This is a genomic window from Brevibacillus sp. DP1.3A, assembly GCF_013284245.2.
Taxonomy (GTDB): domain Bacteria; phylum Bacillota; class Bacilli; order Brevibacillales; family Brevibacillaceae; genus Brevibacillus.
Genome location: NZ_CP085876.1, coordinates 5,488,760 through 5,506,091 on the forward strand (window position 1 = coordinate 5,488,760; position 17,332 = coordinate 5,506,091).

The following is a 17,332-nucleotide window of genomic DNA, read 5'->3' on the forward strand; positions in this document are numbered from 1 at the left end:
CCCACTATTCGTAAATACTCTTGATTATTTTAATATCGTGTTTTTCATCTGTACCAAATTTAGGGTTTACTGTATAAATCGGATCATACTGATCCATGTAATCTGATTTTCCCAATAGTTTTTCTGTGTCATACTCTTTATCTTCCACTATCAACTTAAGATCCTTGTCTTCTTTCAAGTTATCACCCAAAACAACACCAATTTTATCCCACTGACCATAAAAATATTCCTGTAACAATGGCAACAATTTGTATTTCATAACCGATATTAACCCCTCTAAACTAGATACCCGCATAAAAATGGCTTGCCCCAATGTATGATTTCTATCGAGCAAAATAGTTATTCTTTTGTTTATTGTTTCTACTAGTTGCGACAGGTTGATTTCCTCATCGTCTACCTTTATTACTCCAAGTAAATCAGTCTGTGGCATGATTTCCTCAAACTCAAACCTTCTTCTTAGTGCCACGTCCATAAGTGCGATTGAGCGATCAACTGTATTCATCGTTCCAATTATGTATAAATTGCTGGGAACAGAAAATAGTTGTTGAGAATAAGGTAAGCGAACTCTGATCTCATTTAACTCGCCCGCCCTTTTATCTTCCTCGATTAGCGTAATCAACTCACCAAATACTTTTGAGATATTAGCCCTGTTAATTTCATCAATAATTAGGATATGATTCTTTCCTGACTGTTCAGCCCTACTACAAATCTCTTTAAATATGCCGTCTTTGATTATGTAATGTACAGCTCCATCTTCAACTTTGGCATTAATGCCCTCAACAAACTCCTCATAAGCGATTGATTGATGGAAGGTAACAAATTCGATCATCCCTAAGTCTTGAAGCTGCTTAAAGGTTTGCATGACCTCGGATCTTTTTTCAGCTGAGCCAAATTCCGCTAACCAATTCCCACACATCCGCAGTGCTAACTCTGCAGTACGAAATGTCTTTCCTGTTCCAGGAGGTCCAAATAAAATTAAGTTTTTAGGTAAACTGTTATCTATTTCTCCCTCCTGAAGATTACCTGTAACCATTTCAGGCTCCTCACTCTCTGCTGCAATGTCTTCAAGTTCTTCTATTGAAATGGGTATTTCTGAAAAAAAGCTTCCAGTATCCCAATTATCAGGTATCCTTGCGTGGGTCACCAGATAGTCACTTAATTCACTCGTAAACTTGAGTTGTAAAGCATCGATTAAAGCCTTGGAAGGATCAGGAATAGAACCAAAAGAATGATCCCGTAAAAGATACACAATTAACGGAAAAGTATCTTGGCCGCATAATCTATCGTTGAAAAAAGTCATAAAAGTCTCTGTCCAATTGTCTAACTTCTTCACACCCCACTTATTACCTGATACAAGTTCAAGTCCCAATGTAAGCAAAGGTGCCGGTCGACTCGGGTAATTCCTTGTTCCAACAGTTTCGGATGCTCTTTTTACTGGTGTAGTTAAAACGTTCGAGCTAAACTTTTTATCCAGTTTCCTCTGTTCAAATTCGATCATCCCCAAATTGTTTACTTGGAGTTCAATCCCATCTCTTCTACCTACACAAAGGACGTTTACAAAATTGCTTGTCACCCGTTCACGATGCTGTCTGTTTTCTGGGTGTAAATTTAAAATTTCTTGTCCAGTTTCTTTCTGTGCCATATCTACAGCTAAAAAGGTGGCTAAGCCTGTAGTTTGCTCTATCCCTTTCTTCCCATCGTTAACAGTTAATCTCAATCTTTCGAAATTATCTATAAACACACTTGACGAAAAGTACATTTTCTCAACTCCAAAAGTATTTATCAGCATTCGTTTCAAAGTCTGGACAGTAGATCATAAAACAAGAGGGGATCTTATAAAGACCCCCCACTTAATAATTATTGTCCGAGTGCTTTAATAAAACTCAACTGTTCTTGAATAGGTTCATAGTAATCATAAATAACTTCAGGATCGTTAACACGAATTGGAACTGACCCGAAGCCTATCTGAGAAAACAGTCTGACTTCCCCTCTTTTTGGGATGTCTTCGCCAACTAAAACTTTTCTAAGTTCTCTAGCAAAAGCATAGGAAAGTTTCGGTGGCACTGCATTCCCGATCATTTCATAATTTGCTTTAATGGTGCGTCCTTTAAATTCAAAGTCATCGGGAAAAGACTGTATTCTGGCAATTTCTCTTGTTGTAAACACTCTTTTTTCAACAGGGTGCCATACACCAGCATTTTCGGGCTTAAATGCAGCTGTAATCGTTCCAGCAATCTCATCTCTGTGGAATCTTCGATAGAAGTTGGGCCATCTGTACTTTTCCATATTATCTCTAATTTTCTTCAATCGATCAGGTAGCACTTCTGTCGGGATATCCTTCCATGAACCTCCCTCTGGAACAAAGTCCCCTAAATATAGTGCTTGGGGATTTAATTTCAGCATTTCATCTTGATTTGGTGTATCTGCCGGGATATCAAAGATGGTATTTTGAATAGACAAGTCTAGTCCAGTAATAGGTTCTGGAAAATAAAACTTACCTAATGCCGCGTCTTTTTTTAACGCAACAATAATTACCCTTAATCTATTTTGTGGTACCCCAAAATGAGCAGCATTTACCAGTTTGAAATGCACCTCATAGTTCATTTTGGTTAGGCTTTGGAAGATCTCTGGAAGTAAATATCCAGTTTCCGTTTTCGTGGATAGTAAACCTCGCACATTTTCCATCATTACTACTTTTGGACGAAGGACTTCGATGTATTTCAAAGTAAACTTATATAAGTTTCCCCTTTTTTCGTAGATTCCTTTACGATTACCAGCATTTGAAAATGACTGGCAAGGGAAACCCGATAAAAGAATGTCCAGATCCTTTATAACAGGGATCTCTAAGTCTTCAATATTTCCTCTAACAACTTGTCCAAGATTGTGTTCATACGTAAGACAAGCATCTTCATTAATATCGTTTGCCCACACTACGTCATACCCACTCTCGTGGAATCCCAAGTCTAGTCCTCCACAGCCACAAAACATACTTAATACTGTGGGTTTTTTATCAAAAGGTTCCAAACTACTTAACCTCCTATTTCGATGAAGCCTTCAAGTGTCATACCACTTATTATAACTTCTAAAGCGACATTTTTATAGCGAACAGAGCGTGTCATCCACAATTTACACAATACACATCTTTAAAAAACGTTCTCTTGAGCGAAATATGGCTCTCTTTTTTCAATAACGCCTAACTTTGCTCTTTCCACTAAATCAAACTATTCATAGAAAAACCCAAGCACACGAAATGGTCAAGGCCCCGTTTAGTGGACAGTAAGAAAAACCCGGGCCGTTAGGCCACTAGCTGGCGTCTGAATTCAACAGGCGTCAGCTTTTTTAATTTTCTCTGCGGGCGATTTTTGTTGTAGAAGTCAATGTACTTCTCGATTCGCCTTTGTGCCTCATCGATACTTCGGATATCATAAGGATAGAGCCCTTCCGTTTTAAGATGCGAGAAGAAGCTCTCCATCGAGGCATTGTCATAACAGTTGCCTCTTCTAGACATGCTGATTTGGGCGCCAACCTTTGGCAGCATGTCGTGGTAAGCGTAGGACGTGTATTGGAATCCTTGATCGCTGTGAACGATCAGTCCAGTCACGTCTTTCGTCTTTTCAAAAGCTTTCTCAAAGGTCCGTAGGACCAATTGATTGTCGTTGCGAACATCCATGTGATAGGCCACGATTTCGTTATTAAACAAATCTTTAATAGCAGACAGGTAGAGCCAAGTATCCGAGACACGATACTGTGTGACGTCCGTTACCCACTTTTGATTGGGCACATCTGCTTTGAAATTACGCTGTAGAATATTTTGGGCAACTCGCCCCCCAACCGATGAAGCAAGGTGATAACGATACTTGCGACGTATTCGAGAACGGAGCCCCATTTCTTGCATGAGACGTAGTACCTTCTTATGATTGACCCACACCCCATGATCTTGCAGGAGAAATAGTTGGATTTGTCTATACCCATATTTACCGTGGTACTTCTTATACACAGCCTGGACTAAATCTTTCATAGACTTGTCCCGATCTATTCCTTGGCGTTTTAAGTATGCGTAGTATCCACTTCTTGAGACGCCAAACAGCTTACAGAGCTCACTGATGGTGTATTCTCCTGCTGCTTTCTTGATTGCGGCATACTTATGGACTGCACCTCCCGCATCCAGATTTCCAAGCACTTTTTTAGCATCTTATTCTCCCGCTTTAACTTTTCGATATATCTGTTTGCATCTATGTATTCTTCGCGACGGCCACGTTGATCTAGAAGACCAAACTCTCCGAGTTTCCTATACTTCCGCATCCAGACCTTTAGTCGGTCCTCATCATGAATTTTCAATTCTTCCATGATCACCCGTTTGGAAACACCCTTTAATCTCATCTGAATTGCTTGCAACTTAAGTTCTTCACTATAATGCTTAAACTTCTGCCCTTTCTTTGCTGGCATAAAAATACACCCCCTAAAGTTTTCATCGGTAAACCGCAGGGGTTTTTCCAATGTCTACTTTAAGGGGTGCACTTCAAAAAGGATTTCTTGTGTGCCTGGGGTTTATTAATTTGCAGCTTTCTTTCTTATAGGTTTACTTCTTGCCTTCGTACTGGCTGTTTTATTGCCCTTTGCTTTCCCAGTTCCCTTACCCGTAGTTCTTTTATGGGTATCTGATACGATAGCTTTCTTTACATCAACAGGATTCAATCCTAGTTTTTCTAGAGCAAAATCCACAGCAAGAACTAGCTCATCAAAGCACCACATCATCACTTTCTTGTTGTGTTTTTCTGCTAGGTGTCTGCACATAGCAATCAATCCTTGATCAACATCCGCAGCGATAATAAGCCCCAAAACATGAACCCGATCATCAATGCATTTCGCGATAAATTGTTGAATCATTTCTCTTCCCAAACGATGACTTTGGGTTATCGTCCCTTCTTCGTAGCTCTTTGCCATTCCCACAAAAACCGCATCGGAAATTCCCAAATTCTCGAGTTCCATCGTAAAACTAACGTCACCGAATTCTTGTCCATGATGAGGATGAAGCTTATGGTCCGTAAACGTCGCAAACGGCTTCATGATGCAAAGTAAGCTCTTTTCGCTTTGGCATTTGCGACAGCCTTCCACACTGTGGTTGCTACATTTCTCTTTCAAAAGTTGCAGGATTTCTGTCACTTCTGCTTTCTTCTCATCAGTCAGTGTTCGATCCCACACAGGCTTGAGACTCCGAATATCGGAAATATGGTACATTACTTTGCTCGAAGTAGTTGTTTTAGTAACATACACCGTGTTGCCAATCAGATAGAAGTTAGTTTTTTCTCCTAGTTGGAGACGTATCCTAAAATACTTTTCTGCTAATTGGTTCAACAATTCATTTAGGTTCATCTGCGGAATCATCTGCATTCCATCGTAATAGGAAGTTACTTTCACTCTGTGACCTTCCGTACAAGTCAAAAGGGAGAGAGCAACAGATTCATGGCAGTATCCGCAACTTCCCTCTAATTCGCCCTTTTTTTGAATGGTAACCACTTCCGCTTTCCCACAGGATGGACATACGATTTCATTATAATGCTGGCATTCTCCACAAAATGGTTTAAATATGGCAGTGGTATGTTTTCGTAAGACTTTATACAGGTTCTCCACGTTATACTCAATCACTGACATGCTTCGTTCCTCATTTTGCTTACATCTCATGATTGTTTTTAATATGGACAGAATGACAGCTCTCTCTTCATTTGTATGAGTAAAATCTTTTAACGTTTCGTCGTCGTTCAATCCAAGGACTTCAAATTGTTCATCTAACGTTCCCTTTTCATAGATACCCTTCATATAACCCGTCAACTGTTTAATCCGTTGAAGTCCCCAGCGACGAAGAGTCGAAGCTTTTAGTTGTCGAGTCAGATAAATTTTCCCTTTATTTAAGTTGATTCCAAGCGAAGAAAACGTATCTTCCTCGACTTCTTCCTGATAGGTGGAACGTGCAGAGCCGTATTCCTCGTATCCCTTCATTTTCTCCATTATCGAACCCATATGCGGATCTGCCACGGTAAAGCGTTGTGGCATACCTTCGGGTGGTTTGGGATGATAAAGCGATGAGCTTTTCAAATCATCAACCTTAAACATACGTTTCATGACGTTATCTGAAATATTGACCGATGTTGTATAAATTTTAAATACCTGTTGGATGGCAAGTGCTAACACTGTGGAGATACTATCAGTTGGCACACTAATGCTCACAAACCGCTCATCAATGTTCATCCAAAAGAACCCGTACTTCAACTCATAAACATGTTTACTATCTTCCGTTTCAGGCTCGATGTACTCATATCGTTCATGATATGAAAACGAAAATTCAAGGGTAGAAGGATCAACTTCGCTTTGGTCTATAATCTCGATGTTCTTCCATTCTCCCTTCGAATGAACTTCATCAATAAGTATTTGATTTAACGCGGCCAGGCCTTTGTTCTTTCCCCAATTTTTCATAAAATCCTTATGCATAAGCTTCGGATCGATTGGGATTAACATGTATAGCTGAAAACTAGGACGAGCACTATAGCGGTTGTCTTCAAAACAATCCTCGATAGCTTTCTGATCGATTTCGGGACAAGCGTTTACGATTTTGATTAGCGTTTCTTTAGTGGATCTCATCAGAGCGTCCCCTATGCTCTTTACAGTGGTTCCTTTCGTCACCTGAAGATAACGTCTTACTAATGCTGTACTCTCCACTTTTGAAAACAACAACGATCGAATCGCTTTATTAGGTACATGTAACAATTTTCCCGTTTGTTTAATTCTCCTCGCCATGTATTCCCTCCGTCCGGGTAATAATATAATGAAAGGGCATCTCGGATTTCTTATTCCTAGATGCCCTTTCACTTCTCATGAAGTAAGTTATTTTCAACAAGCCTATTGTTCATCATCATTGTCGCTGTACTCTTTTATGATTTGTGTGAGGGATTTTCCTCCCTCTCGTTTGCGGAGGGTCTCAAGATGCATGTCGCTTCGTACACCAAAATCCAAACCATATTTTTCTTCAATGGTACCGACATGAGTATCTCCTCTTTTTTGCCTGTACCTTCCGTCTATATTACGATCTCTCATTTGATGATCCCTCCTAATATGAAACTCACAATATAATTTTACCCTTTCACAAAAAATTAGACAATGCGTGCTTTTTCGACAAATCAGAGCTCAGTTTATTGTACATTAACTTGGTAATAATGGTGCCATGAGTACATCAGCTTGTGAAACTGTAAGGGAGGTACTAATCATGAGTAAAAGCAAGGAAACGTATGCAAAACTAGCTGAAAGGTTTGAAAAAAGGGGACAGACATTGGTCACAAGCGAAGTCTGGAGATGGTCATTACCATTACTGTCTTGCCAAAAAGTCATATGATACTGCAGCTAGGGCACGAGAAAAGTCTTTATAATCTCCACGAAAAAAGGGGCTTTCCTCAGCCGTTTTCACGGCTTTTGGGACAGCCCCATTATGTATAGATGATGTCAGACGGGCATATCTCGTATCGCATCGGGTAAAAATCGAGATTAAACCCTTTGGCGATCTCGGTAATTTCGTCAATGGATCGCTCCAGTTCTTTTCGCTTGTCGTTGGTCAAATTGTTTCGCCTCCCCCTTTTGCGGTCGGTCTACTTTATGCATATGGGCACCGGGTTAAAAGACGCCAACATTTAGAATAGATATTGCTTTTAATTCAAACAAAATAATCAACTATCCCCCTATCATTGCCAAAAATATTTTCAGAGACCTCTTTCATTTACTAATTTTTCCATATATAATCAAAATTGTAAACACATTATGAGTGGAGGTCCTATAGTGAAACGGTTGTACACTCTATTTCTTGCCATTTGTTTAATGGTAGTTTTCAGTGTTCCTCTTGCTTCTGCGGCAGAAGTCAATGAAAAAGTATCACCTATAGCCAATGAAAGAGTTATCAGTATCTTACAGAAAAACAATATTGACTTTAAAATTGTAGATGGTAATTTAAAGTTAGTCGAAACATCACCTGAATCCATATCTAAAGTCAATAATTTGCTTGTCTCAGAGTTTAAAACCAGTCTTAAAGCTGCTGCTTCTTATCCAACTCCCTACGTACACATGAAAACGCATGACATTAACACTTCCAAGAAATTCAAAGCAGCAGTAAAAACAGCGTTGGGAGCAGCCGTAGTCGAGTGGGCAAAAGCTGGTGGATTACCAGATCCTCGTAGAGTTGGTGTAGCTGCTGTTGGTGGATTCGGTGTCTATTATTTCGTTAGTAGTGACACAGAAAACTTATATTTTGCTATTAAATACTTCTACAGAGAATTATCGGCTGGTAAATTTGATATGAACGGAAACTTCATTGGAGACTATGAAATCAAAAAAGAAATAAGAGTTACCAAAAATTCAAATTATACTGGTGGTAATCTTGAAGTAGATGTAAGAGAATCTACTATAATAGACCCTTGGTTCTGAGATGAGGTGAGATAATTAAAACTTTTGGGTACTTAATTACTTTCATACTCAACTTAATAGTAGCTTACTTTATTTACGATCAATCCAGCTATGTAAAACCTCTATTGCAGTCTATTTTTATAGTGGCCTTGATCGGTATAATGGATTTAATCTCGAATAAAAAGAGTAATCAAGTAAAGCACAAATAAGATGCATCTAAACAGCCTTAGTCCGGTAGTAGTTCGGACTAAGGCTATTTCTGTAAATTTGCTCTGTTATTCATCCAGAAAAAAAGGCATCCCCGATTGGAGACACCCTTGATTTGTTTTCTATCTTACTTCTTAACCCTTGAACCAGTCGCGTACACCAGAATAAATAAGAGCTCCTGCGAATACGACCACAGCGGTGAGACCAACTCCATCTATTAGCGGGTCCAATCCATTAAGGAAGGAACCAGCTACCGGTGCTTTCAGCAATGCGTAGCCACCGAGGAGACCACCTACGTTGGAAATCCATTTGTTCATCTTACGTCACCTCCCGTCGCAGCAGCCTGTAAGCGTTGCCACTGCGATACTTTACTTTATGACGGAGGTTGACAAGCGGTCTGTACGGTAGTCCAAGGCGTGTTCACCAAATTACAATTGGGCTTTCATACCCGATTTACGTTAAAATAGAGAACAGACAAATGTACAGGTTATGCGAAAAAAGGAGTGACGCACTCATGAAGCTGTTTTTGATGCTTGGCAGTATCAGTGGATTTCTTTCGGTTGCGTTAGGAGCATTCGGAGCACATGCACTGAAGGAAAAACTGGACGCCTATTCGCTGGGCATTTTCCATACGGGCGTGACCTATCAGACGACACATGCGCTGGCTCTGGTGCTGGTTGCCCTGTTGCTCAAATGGTACCCGGATTCTTCTGGCCTCGTATGGGCGGGCTGGTGCTTTGCAGCCGGAACTTTGGTCTTCTCCGGCAGCCTCTACACGCTGGCAATGACCGGTATTAAGGTTCTCGGAGCGATTACCCCGATTGGCGGCGTTTTGTTCCTCGCTGGATGGGCGCTGCTTGCGATTCATGCTTGGAAAACCGTATCGTAGACAAAAGCTTGCTAAAGGTTGGGATTCTGACTCCCAGCCTTTTTTCTTTACGCCATGACTTCATCGGAACTTTGCCTGCCAATAACGCCAACTCCTGACACCCTCTATGGACGATGGCCATATGCTGTAGGGTTAGCAGTTACCCCACTCACAAGGAGAGGAAATCATGACAAAGCCCTCCTATACACGCCCCTCGTACTTTTACAGCGGAATACCAGATGTCTACATGCAGATGGGGTACTATCCGTTTCCCACTCCTTCTGCTACGGAACAGCTGAGTCGGAGTGTTCACATTCCGTATGCGATGTCGATGGCGGATCAATGTAAATACTTTATGGGGCAATCGGAAAAAATGATCGTGGGCGATGGGGCTATCGGGATCGCTACCTTGTCGAATCCCTTACGCTCCGGTGTTCATTTATTTGTCCACCATTGGATGATCACCAATCCATCCCCGCACCCGATAGAAGCACATTTTTTGTTTGGCAAAGGCTCCTCCCTCACTGGTGCAACTCTCTCACGTCAAGTGACTTCTGGTTATGTTCAACTCCCCGCTTGTCCCGCCGCCCAAGGGCAACTTTTGCATGGCACTGGCATGGCGGATACCTTTTCTGATCACATTCATACTGCCACGCGAATCATTCCGGCGTCCTCCACCGTTGAGGCGACCCCTGGTGGACAGTGGATTCTCGGACCAGGAATGGCACTCATCGTTCGCGTTCCAAACACAGGTGAGAAGACATCCTTTTCCTTTTCAATAGACTGGTGGGAACAACCCGTATATGGGTAGCTCTCACTGGAATGCTTGACGGACAAGTATAGCCGCAACAAAAAAGGGAACCCCCAAAGGAGTTCCCTGTCATTTCACTTTGTATTTTCCCTATACCATGTTGAAAAGCCAATTTTCACGTGATAAAATGAGAATTGGTCTGTTGGTCAATTGTAAATATGTAACTATTTTATCTCCAATATAATAGTACCACATTCACTTTCGATTGTCAAACCTTCAGGCCAAAAATGGGGAACGAAAAAGGAGCGGTACCATGAGCGTGACTGATCAAGATCGGCAAAACGAACAACAACGTGTTGAACGAGTCATCTCAGAGATAAAGAACCGAATAGATGACCTCAAAGAGCATGTGAATGTCGTGAGCGAGGATATCATCGGAATTCGCAAGCATTTTTGGGACGATGTAACAGTCAACTTCGAAGATGCCATCGAAGCTGTCGAGACTTACGCCAGTATTAAGCAACAAGCGGAAGTCCTGTCCGAACGTGAACGCATCCATCGCCATGCCCAAAATCAGTTGCGTACACTGCAGCGATTGTTGCACTCTCCCTATTTTGGCAGGATTGATTTTCAAGAAGAGCTGGAATCGAAGCCAGAAGCCATCTATCTCGGCATTGCTTCCTTGCTGGATAAAAACGATGAAGAATTTCTCGTCTACGACTGGCGCGCACCGATCTCCAGTCTGTATTACGACTACGCGCCGGGGCCAGCAGAGTACAATACCCCAAGCGGAAGCGTAAGTGGAGAGATTACGTGCAAAAGACAATACATCATTCGCGACGGCAAATTGCTGCACCTGTTCGATACGGGCGTGACGATTGGTGACGAGCTGCTTCAGGAGGTACTCGGCAAACAGGCTGACTCGCAGATGAAAAGCATCGTGGCCACGATCCAGCGGGATCAAAACTGTATCATCCGCAACGAACGCAGCCGACTCGTCATCGTCTCCGGAGCTGCTGGTAGCGGAAAAACGTCAGCGGCTTTGCAACGAATCGCTTATTTGTTATACCGTTATCGCAAGACATTGACCGCGGAGCAAATCGTCTTGTTCTCGCCCAACTCCTTGTTCAACAGCTACGTCTCGACCGTTCTTCCTGAGCTCGGCGAGGAAAATATGCAGCAAACGACTTTTCAGGAATACGCGGAGCATCGTCTCGGTGACGACTTCCGTCTAGAAAACCCGCTTGAACAGATGGAGTATGTACTGACAGCAAGTGATCAGTCTGGATGCGAGGCGCGGCTGGAAGGAATCCGTTTCAAATCAAGCGACTTGTTTTTGCAAGCCATGGATCAATACGCAAATAGCCTGAAGGAATCTGGTATCCTGTTTCGCCCCGTTACATTTAGAAACCAGACTCTAATCAGTGCTGCGCACATCCATGAACTGTTTTATTCTCTCGATACGAGTCTGCCGATCCCCAATCGGATGGTACTCGTTGCGAAATCACTGCTGACAGAGCTGAAAAAACGGGAACAGCGTGAACGATCAAAACCATGGGTAGAAGAGGAAATGGAGCTACTTGACCGAGATGCTTATGTAGCTGCCTATCAATCGCTGCGCCGCAAAAAGCAGTTTCGTGAGGATACCTTCGATGACTTCGAACGCGAGCAGGAGCTCTTAGCCAACTGGATCGTCAAAAAGCAGTTTCAGCCACTGCGCGATTTTATTCGGGAACTACAATTTATTGATACGCGCGCTATTTACCGCCAGCTCTTCTTGTCACCTGACTTGCTCGGGACGCTTGCGCCAGACACACTCCAACACGATGTATTGGACAATTGGCCCGCAGTGTGCGAACAGACAACAGAGCGTTTAGAGCAACAGTATTTGGCATGTGAAGATATCCCTCCTTATTTGTATTTACAGGAACGATTGGAGGGTAAGCAGACGAACAACCTCGTCCGTCATGTCTTTCTCGATGAAGCCCAGGACTACTCCGCCTTTCAGTTCGCTCTCATCAAGAGCTTGTTTCCCCGTGCCAAAATGACCGTGCTGGGAGACTGGAATCAGGCGATTTACGCCCATGCGTATCACCAGAATAGCTTTGATGCTGTCACATCCCTGTTTGAGCCTGAAAAGACGGAGACCTTCGTCCTGACCAAAAGCTACCGCTCCACCTATCCCATCGTCTTGTTTACACGACAACTTTTGCGAAACGGGGATATGATTGAGCCATTTATGCGCGACGGTCGCTTGCCAACGCTAACCAAAGTGACATCACCTCAAGCTCATACCGATCAAATCGAAGCGCGCATACGTGAGCTCGCCGATCGTGGTCATCAGACGATCGCTGTTATCACCAAAACGCTAGAGGAAGCCCAAGCCGTCCATGACGCTTTGCAAGAGAGATTGCCGATTCGCTTGATCAAGCCCGCTACTCTTTCCTTTGAGAAGGGAATCTTGATCATTCCCTCTTACTTGGCAAAAGGGGTCGAGTTCGATGCGGTCATCCTTTATGATGCTTCGGCCACATGCTATGGCGAAGAAAGTGAACGCAAGCTTTTTTACACGGCATGTACACGTGCCATGCACGAGCTGCACCTTTACTATTCGGGTGAAAAAAGTCCATTTTTAGAAAACGTTTCTCCTGAGTATTACGAGCTGTTTGTTTAAAAAAAGAGATCCAGCTGACCACTTACTGGTTCAGCCGGATCTCTTTTTCACCTTTTTAGACCCACACAAATCGTGACAAGCAACAGGATCAAATTCAGCTCATAACCGCCAACAAACCCTTTCGCCCATTTCACCGTCACAATTGCTCCTGCCATGATCGCAGCTAATCCCCAGGCAGCATATCTCGCCCCGACACCGATGATCAGCGCGAGACCGCCGATCAGTTCTACGATCAACACCAGATACGCCAGCCACCCCGGCAAGCCGAGATCTCCAAACGTCGTCACAACAACAGCCATCCCTTTTTGCAGCTTGGCTATGCCATGAATGAAAAACAAGATTCCCGTCCCGATCCGTAATAATGCAAACGCTTTTTCGTAAGCCATCTTATTTTATTCTCCCTCCCCTCCACCACTACCATATGCCCACTTGCAGACAATCAGTCTTGTGCTCTCCGGCGGGACAACAGTTCAAAGCTCTGGTGCTTACAACGAGGGCAGCCGCGTTTTTTCAATTGTTCTATCGTCACTATTTTTGCCTGTGCCCCTACCTGGATCGATCTTTTGCAACGCTTGCATTGATACTCACGCTTGGAAGGAGTCTCTTCGCCTGTGTACAGCGACTCCAGAAATGGATGCTTGATCGTCGGAGCCGTCAGCTCTGTGGTGGTGAGCACGATCATTTGTCCCTTGTTTCCAATCATTTGCGCCGCTTCGTATTCATTGAAATGACTGAGCACCTCTCGTACGGTCAAGCCTGCCAGCACGAACTCCCGTTGCATATTCAGCGTGAAATCAGGCGATTTATGCGCAAAGGACAAGAAGATGGACAGTCCTTTTTGCTTTTGCAGCCCACTGATTCCACGGGATAAAAACAAAGCCATTCCTTGCAGCGTATAAGGCGGATCGGTGAAAAAGCAATCGTACCCACCCTGCAGCTTCTTCGGCAGCGGCTGCCGCAAATCAGCCTGATGGCAGGCCACGGTCAATGCTTTTTGCTTGGACACATCCGTAATGTACTGGAGAAAACGTTCATCGATATCGACTACGTCAATTTGCCCTGGACGTTGCTGATTCCCCGGAAACAGGCGCTTGAGCAAAAGCCCCAGCGAGATGCTAACCAAATCATCATCCCCGACGCATAATATTTTTTTGCCCACCAAGCTCTGATGCCGCAAGCATAAGATTGCCCTGCGCAAGCTCGTCTCGACTGTGCATTTGGACTGATCGATCTGTACATCGACTTGCGGACGCCCAGCAAAAATCGTCTCCATTTCCGCTTGCAAGTCAGCCAGCTCGGTTTTCCAAGCTTCGTCGTCTCTCATCAACTTCTCGTACAGCTCTCGATCCAGCCCACCAAACCCTAGCTTTTGCTCAATGAACGCTTCCCCTTCTGCGGTGCATCTCACCCCGCTCCCCTGCTGTACGGCACCGGCCTTGATCAGTTCTTTTTTGATCGCAGTCGCCACAGGTACAGGCAAGAGCACCTTTCTCGCCAGCTCTTTCGTAGGCAAACCCGGATGAAAATAACACGCGAGCAGAAACTGTTCGATTACACGCTGGCCTTCTTGTAAACGCACTTGTTTATAGGTGTCTTCGATATAATTTTTCATGTAGAAAACCTCTTTTCAAAAGGGATGGACCCATCATGCATGCAAAAAAGGCAGAGCATGAACATTCGTTCATCTCCGCCTTGAGGGCATACGTTCGCTACGTGCGCGTGGATAGTCACGCAAAAAAACCGTGCGTAAGAGCACGGTTCCCGTAGTCGAACAAATGGGTAGATGGATGACCGTAAGTTCTTAACTAATCAAGGCCTCCCTTTTTCCATAGCAAATAAGCCGACATGAAATGTGGTTTTTGCCAAAAATACTGGGAGTACCCTATCCAATTGCCTAGTTAAGAACACACACCGACATCAAAACGTCCCCTTTTGAAAAAGATACTTTCCATTATACGGTACTCGCAATCAATCGGCAAGAAGTTACATGGCAGTCTCTACAATTGCAATTCTAGGCTGCTTCCGCTTTTCATGCAGCCTACGTCCCAGCCAATAAAAGATCAAGCTAACCAGCGCCAATACTGCCATGACCAAAAACATCACGGGGCCACCATATGCGGTGAGCACCATACCACCTGCCCATGGTCCAAGGAAGCTGCCCAGCATCGTTGCGCTTTGTGCCCCGTAGTAAGTCCCTCGCATATTCGCTGGACTGATCTCATCGATTTGCGCATACTCCGCAGGTATGATCAAGATTTCCCCTAGCGTAAATACGATCATCGCCGTAATAAACCAAGCCCAGTCTGGCGAAAAAGCAAATCCGACTTCTCCTATGGCCATCAATACAGCGCCACCTGCTATCCGTGTAAACAAGGAATAACGCTCAACCAGCCTCGTCACTGGAATTTGCAAAAGCAAGACGGTAAATCCATTGACGCTCATCAATGTTCCAAACAAGGCGACTCCCTCTGAAAAGTTTTCCCGCAAGTATTGGGAGAGCGTAACAGACATCTGACCGTACACCGTCACTAACAGGATTCCGCCTGTGACAAATGTAAGAAGGACGACATCCCTTCTGAGCACTTGCCAGATCTCACCCAAACTAGCTCTCTCTACTTCTCCGTTCCCCCCAGCATCATCGGTGACGCCACATCTCCGACATGCCACTAATAAAATGATGGCAAAGCTCACCAAGGATACCGCAGTCAGAAAAAACGCCAGATTGCTGCCGGAAATCCCCAAAAAAGCACCGAGCATAGGACCAATCGCGAAACCTAGATTGTTCGCAAGATAGCGGTTCGAGAACACACGAAAACGTCTATGCTCGGGAGTCAAGTCGCCCATCAGCGCTTTTGAAACCGTCGCAAAAATCGAAGCCGCAAATCCCATAACCATGCTGATTAACAGCAAACCGATCGGATGAGCCACCGTAATGAATCCGATAATCGAGCACGCCATAGCAAGCAAGGAAAAAAACATCAGCTTTTGTCTGCCAAACAAATCCGAGAGAATCCCGCCAACAAATCCTCCTACTGTTCCAGCCAAAGGACCTGCACCGATAATCAGTCCAATATAGGCATGAGAGAGCTTCGTCGTTTCACCGAGATAGATGGCCAGAAAAGGGATACTCATCGATTGGGTGAGCTGAACGAACACCGTGCCTGCCATCAACAGATGAACAATCGGGTGATACGCCTCCCACACTTGCCTCATTTTGCTCATACTGATTCAACCTACCCTCTCAACAAAATCATGCCATTTCCGTAAGCAAAATCACTCTGGTGTATGGAAGAAGGAACGCAGTAAGACCGGGAGACGCTCGACGAAGGCTTCTCGCAGACTGTAGTAGGAAATCGTCGTACTTCCTGTGTAGTGAGCACGAATCAGCCCCGCTCTGCGCAATGCCGTTACATGATGATGGACGGTGCTTTTTGCTAAGGATACTTGCTTCTGTAATTCACCGAGGGTGCACGTCTTTTTTGCCAGGCAGCGCAAGATTTGCAGACGCTTCTCATCCGCCAAGCACTGTGTAATAGGCAACAGCTCCAGAAGCGGCTGTGGTTTGGTCGTTGTTGCATCTTTGACAGGGTACATGCAAGTGGCAAGTCCCCGATAAAAGTCGAGAACAGAAGAATGGGCACAATGATATTGCGGGATCAGTACAACCTCTCGCAAATCTGCCATCGGCTCAATCCAGATACCGTTCGTAACATGATCGACCAAATCGATTGGAGGCGTTTCTTTGGCGCGGACTGTCAACTCATCGGCGCTCCGTTGCAGACTCTCCAAAATGCGTGGGTCCACTTTCGAAAAATAATGTTCATTCCACCGGGTAAGCAACGATAGGCTGCGATCACGGATTTCTCCCAAGTTCAGTGGGATTGTCTCCACCCATGGCGCGAGGCGCTCATAAATTTCACCGGGAGGGATGCTTTCCAGCCACCCAAGAAATTCTTCAACGGATTTGGTCCGGGGTGATTGCGCTACAAGCAGCACCAAACGGTGGAGTACCTCCCAGCGTTCATCTGCGAGTTCATCTGCAAAAGAGACCGGGAGCTTTTGTTTTGTCTCCTCTAACCAAGCCGTACCAAGCAAACAATGCTTGCGCTCCTTCTCGTAGATGTAAGTGTAAAGGCTAATGATACATTCATACGCAGGAGACCATTCTACTCTGATCGAATATAACACATTCATTCTATCACCATCGAACGTTTAGTTTTTTTCAGTGTATCATTCTTTCTGGAGATTGCATAGCGCCATTTCGTTAGAATAACTTATAAAGGTCCTTATGAATGGGGTCAACATAGTGGAGGAGAAGAAAAAGCACAGCTCTCTTCGACTCTGACACGCCAGCAGGGGTGATTCACTGTCCGTCTCCACTTCCAAAAGG

Annotated in this window: 15 protein-coding genes and 1 pseudogene; 4 read left to right on the plus strand and 12 right to left on the minus strand. The window is 44.1% G+C overall.

Annotation, left to right across the window (positions count from 1 at the left end; translation table 11 throughout):
- Window positions 1-4: 4 nt before the first annotated feature.
- The 7 genes and pseudogenes from HP399_RS25145 to HP399_RS25175 all read right to left on the minus strand — a co-directional run.
- The gene (locus HP399_RS25145) at window positions 5-1,759 is read right to left on the minus strand and encodes an McrB family protein (RefSeq protein ID WP_173621284.1); all 1,755 of its coding nucleotides are present in this window, start codon (window positions 1,757-1,759) and stop codon (window positions 5-7) included.
- Window positions 1,760-1,857: 98 nt separating this feature from the next.
- Window positions 1,858-3,024, minus strand: coding sequence for a DNA cytosine methyltransferase (locus HP399_RS25150; RefSeq protein ID WP_017252023.1), 1,167 nt, complete (start codon window positions 3,022-3,024; stop codon window positions 1,858-1,860).
- Between the two features lie 271 nt (window positions 3,025-3,295).
- Entirely contained in the window at window positions 3,296-4,132 is an 837-nt protein-coding gene (locus tag HP399_RS25155) for an IS3 family transposase (RefSeq protein WP_228088537.1), read from the minus strand.
- Complete coding sequence (locus HP399_RS25160; RefSeq protein ID WP_228088307.1) at window positions 4,048-4,446, minus strand: helix-turn-helix domain-containing protein; 399 nt, start codon at window positions 4,444-4,446, stop codon at window positions 4,048-4,050. Before HP399_RS25160 ends, HP399_RS25155 begins: the two co-directional genes overlap by 85 nt.
- A 105-nt stretch (window positions 4,447-4,551) precedes the next feature.
- Window positions 4,552-6,792: a hypothetical protein gene (locus tag HP399_RS25165; protein WP_173620978.1), complete on the minus strand. Its 2,241-nt coding sequence runs from the start codon at window positions 6,790-6,792 to the stop codon at window positions 4,552-4,554.
- A 102-nt stretch (window positions 6,793-6,894) separates the two neighbouring features.
- Complete coding sequence (locus HP399_RS25170) at window positions 6,895-7,089, minus strand: hypothetical protein (protein ID WP_173620979.1); 195 nt, start codon at window positions 7,087-7,089, stop codon at window positions 6,895-6,897.
- Window positions 7,090-7,478: 389 nt separating this feature from the next.
- A pseudogene (locus HP399_RS25175) lies at window positions 7,479-7,604 on the minus strand (SpoVR family protein); the annotation flags it as partial.
- A gap of 217 nt (window positions 7,605-7,821) precedes the next feature.
- Here HP399_RS25175 and HP399_RS25180 point away from each other — a divergent pair.
- Window positions 7,822-8,463 carry a hypothetical protein gene (locus HP399_RS25180; RefSeq protein WP_017252011.1) on the plus strand — a complete coding sequence of 214 codons (642 nt, stop codon included), beginning with the start codon at window positions 7,822-7,824 and terminating at the stop codon, window positions 8,461-8,463.
- 320 nt (window positions 8,464-8,783) lie between these two features.
- Here the strand turns inward: HP399_RS25180 and HP399_RS25185 are convergent, their stop codons facing one another.
- Complete coding sequence (locus HP399_RS25185) at window positions 8,784-8,966, minus strand: hypothetical protein (RefSeq protein ID WP_069846451.1); 183 nt, start codon at window positions 8,964-8,966, stop codon at window positions 8,784-8,786.
- A gap of 197 nt (window positions 8,967-9,163) precedes the next feature.
- On the opposite strand from HP399_RS25185, the gene HP399_RS25190 reads away from it, so the two are divergent.
- From HP399_RS25190 to helD, 3 genes are all read left to right on the plus strand, one after another.
- The gene (locus HP399_RS25190; RefSeq protein WP_173620980.1) at window positions 9,164-9,538 is read left to right on the plus strand and encodes a DUF423 domain-containing protein; all 375 of its coding nucleotides are present in this window, start codon (window positions 9,164-9,166) and stop codon (window positions 9,536-9,538) included.
- A 166-nt stretch (window positions 9,539-9,704) separates the two neighbouring features.
- Window positions 9,705-10,328, plus strand: coding sequence for a DUF6143 family protein (locus HP399_RS25195; RefSeq protein WP_173620981.1), 624 nt, complete (start codon window positions 9,705-9,707; stop codon window positions 10,326-10,328).
- Window positions 10,329-10,581: 253 nt separating this feature from the next.
- Window positions 10,582-12,942 carry an RNA polymerase recycling motor HelD gene (gene helD / locus HP399_RS25200; protein WP_173620982.1) on the plus strand — a complete coding sequence of 787 codons (2,361 nt, stop codon included), beginning with the start codon at window positions 10,582-10,584 and terminating at the stop codon, window positions 12,940-12,942.
- Window positions 12,943-12,989: 47 nt separating this feature from the next.
- Here the strand turns inward: helD and HP399_RS25205 are convergent, their stop codons facing one another.
- The 4 genes from HP399_RS25205 to HP399_RS25220 all read right to left on the minus strand — a co-directional run bounded on the left by HP399_RS25205 (window position 12,990) and on the right by HP399_RS25220 (window position 17,136).
- Window positions 12,990-13,328, minus strand: coding sequence for a DoxX family protein (locus tag HP399_RS25205; protein WP_007722256.1), 339 nt, complete (start codon window positions 13,326-13,328; stop codon window positions 12,990-12,992).
- 53 nt (window positions 13,329-13,381) lie between these two features.
- A complete protein-coding gene (locus tag HP399_RS25210) occupies window positions 13,382-14,554 on the minus strand; it encodes a bis-aminopropyl spermidine synthase family protein (protein ID WP_173620983.1) in 1,173 nt (390 codons plus the stop codon).
- Window positions 14,555-14,925: 371 nt separating this feature from the next.
- Window positions 14,926-16,164 (minus strand): MDR family MFS transporter, encoded by a 1,239-nt coding sequence (locus HP399_RS25215; protein WP_173620984.1) that lies wholly within the window; start codon window positions 16,162-16,164, stop codon window positions 14,926-14,928.
- Between the two features lie 51 nt (window positions 16,165-16,215).
- Window positions 16,216-17,136 carry an ArsR/SmtB family transcription factor gene (locus HP399_RS25220; protein WP_173620985.1) on the minus strand — a complete coding sequence of 307 codons (921 nt, stop codon included), beginning with the start codon at window positions 17,134-17,136 and terminating at the stop codon, window positions 16,216-16,218.
- Between the last annotated feature and the right edge of the window lie 196 nt (window positions 17,137-17,332).